The 2,662-nt window shown below is 72.8% G+C and carries 3 protein-coding genes; all 3 read left to right on the top strand.

What is annotated here, in order from left to right; genetic code table 11:
- Positions 1 to 308 precede the first annotated feature (308 nt).
- The gene (locus HGA02_RS15780; protein ID WP_168680030.1) at positions 309 to 1,922 is read left to right on the top strand and encodes a carboxyl transferase domain-containing protein; all 1,614 of its coding nucleotides are present in this window, start codon (positions 309 to 311) and stop codon (positions 1,920 to 1,922) included.
- A 13-nt stretch (positions 1,923 to 1,935) separates the two neighbouring features.
- Positions 1,936 to 2,472 carry a hypothetical protein gene (locus tag HGA02_RS15775; RefSeq protein ID WP_162351227.1) on the top strand — a complete coding sequence of 179 codons (537 nt, stop codon included), beginning with the start codon at positions 1,936 to 1,938 and terminating at the stop codon, positions 2,470 to 2,472.
- The coding region (locus HGA02_RS21735) for an acyl-CoA carboxylase epsilon subunit (RefSeq protein ID WP_168680029.1) at positions 2,469 to 2,662 on the top strand (194 nt) is incomplete at its 3' end. The genes HGA02_RS15775 and HGA02_RS21735, both read left to right, overlap by 4 nt.

Below are 2,662 nucleotides of genomic sequence, written 5' to 3'. Positions count from 1 at the left end.
GTCGGCGTTGGTCGAGCCCGTGCGCGCGACGACGTCGATCCGCGCGAGCGGGCCGGCGGGCAGCAGCAGGAGGGACCGGAGCGTGTCCGCGTCGAGCGCGGGACGGTCGGGCGACGAGGACGACGTCATGCCGCCCATGATGACCCCGGGACGCGCGGCCCGTCAGGTGGTCCGTGACCGGCAGCGCACGCGAGCGTCCGCGCACAACACCGGACCCGCCCGGTTGTGGGGTTCCGACGACCCGACGCCCCGAACACGGTCATCGCCCTGCAGGTGCCTGGTGGGGTTCCACAACTAGCCTCGGTCGGGTGACCCAGACGGACCAGACAGGCGTTCCCGCCCCCGGCACCGCCCCGCGCGGCACCGCGGCCCGCCTCGCCGACCTCGCCGAGCGGACCCGGGCGGCCGAGGTCGCCGAGCAGGGCGCGGCCGACAAGCAGCACGCACGCGGCAAGAAGACGGCGCGCGAGCGCGTCGAGGCACTGCTCGACCCGGGCTCGTTCACCGAGCTGGACGCGCTCGTGCGGCACCGCTCGACGAACTTCGGGCTCGAGAAGAAGCGCATCCCGGGCGACGGCGTCGTCACCGGGTACGGGACGGTCGACGGCCGGCCGGTGTGCGTGTACTCGCAGGACTTCACGGTCTTCGGCGGCAGCCTCGGCGAGGTGCACGGCCAGAAGATCACCAAGGTCATGGACCTCGCGCTGCGCATGGGCGTGCCGCTGGTCGGGATCAGCGACGGCGGCGGCGCGCGCATCCAGGAGGGCGTCGCGGGCCTCACGCAGTTCGCGGAGATCTTCCGTCGCAACGTCGCGGCGTCGGGCGTGATCCCGCAGATCAGCCTCATCCTCGGCCCGTCGGCGGGCGGCGCGGTGTACTCCCCCGCGCTCACGGACTTCATCGTCATGGCCGACGGCACGTCGAACATGTTCATCACGGGCCCGGACGTGATCCGCGCGGTCACGGGCGAGGACGTCGGCTTCGAGGAGCTCGGCGGTGCGACGACGCACAGCACGCGCTCGGGCGTCGCGCACTACATGGCGTCCGACGAGGACGACGCGATCGACTACGTCCGCTCGCTGCTGTCGTACCTGCCGCAGAACAACCTCACCGACGCGCCCGCGTTCCCGCACGAGGCGCCGCTCGAGGTGACCGAGGAGGACGAGGAGCTCGACGCGATCGTCCCCGACTCGGACAACCAGCCGTACGACATGCGCACGGTGGTCGAGCACGTGCTGGACGACGGCGTGCTGCTCGAGATCCAGCCGCTGTACGCGCAGAACGTGCTCATCGGCTTCGGGCACGTCGAGGGTCAGCCCGTCGGGATCGTCGCGAACCAGCCCATGGCGATGGCGGGCACGCTCGACATCAACGCCGCCGAGAAGGCGGCACGGTTCGTGCGGACGTGCGACGCGTTCAACATCCCGGTGCTGACGTTCGTCGACGTGCCGGGCTTCCTGCCGGGCACGGACCAGGAGTGGAACGGCATCATCCGGCGCGGCGCGAAGCTCATCTACGCGTACGCGGAGGCGACGGTCCCCCTGGTCACGGTCATCACCCGCAAGGCGTACGGTGGCGCGTACATCGTCATGGGGTCCAAGCAGCTGGGCGCCGACGTCAACCTCGCCTGGCCGACCGCGCAGATCGCGGTCATGGGGGCCGGCGGTGCCGTGAACATCCTGCAGCGCGGTGCGCTCAAGGGCGTCGCGGAGGCCGGCGGGGACGTCGAGGCCGAGCGCCGACGCCTCACGGCGGAGTACGAGGAGGCGATCGTCAACCCGTGGGACGCGGCCGACCGCGGCTACGTGGACGCCGTCATCGCTCCCTCGCAGACCCGGTCGGAGATCATCCGGGCGCTGCGCCTGCTGCGCACCAAGCGCGCGAGCCTGCCGCCCAAGAAGCACGGGAACATCCCCCTGTGAGCACGGAGGACGCGTGAGCGAGCACGACCACGACGAGCACACCCACGGCCTGGAGCCGCTGACGGGCGTCGACGCCCTGGAGCTGCACGCGGCCGTCGACCGGCTGGCGACGGCGCTGCACGCCTACGTCGAGACGGCCGTGGGGGTGCGCGCGGAGTTCGGTGCGCACGAGGCCGACGAGGACCCGCGGGTGCTGTCGCTCGAGTCGGAGATCGGCGGGCTCAACGCGCAGCTCTACGACCTGCTGCACAGCCGGCTCGGCCTGCACGCGGACCTCACGGGCATGTCGTGGTCCGACGACGACCACGGCGACGCGGACGCGGCGCCCGAGCGCACGGACGTCGACACGTTCCACCTCGGGTTCGTCGTCGGGCAGCCGCTCGCGACCTCCGACCTGTCGCTCGACTCGGTGCTCGACCTGGTCGACGCGGGTGGCGCGGACGTCGCGCAGCGGCTCGTCGACGCGGGCTTCGAGGTCACCGAGTGGGGCGCGTCGCGCGGTGCCCCGGTGGCGTTCGACGAGGACGAGGACGGGGAGGTCGACGGGTGAGCGAGCAGACCGGCGCGCACGTGCACGTCGTGCGTGGCGCACCCGACGAGGTCGAGCTCGCGGCGCTGGTCGCGGGCCTCGTGGCGGCGTCGTCGCAGGACGCGCACGGTGCCGACGAGCAGGTCGCGGCGACCTCCGCGTGGTCCGACCGACGGCGCGTCCTGCGCGGCGCGTCGGCCCCCCAGCCGGG

Origin of the sequence: Cellulomonas septica, from assembly GCF_012396155.1 — a bacterium.
GTDB classification, from domain to species: Bacteria; Actinomycetota; Actinomycetes; order Actinomycetales; family Cellulomonadaceae; genus Cellulomonas; species Cellulomonas septica.
This window is presented reverse-complemented; position numbering and strand designations above follow the sequence as displayed.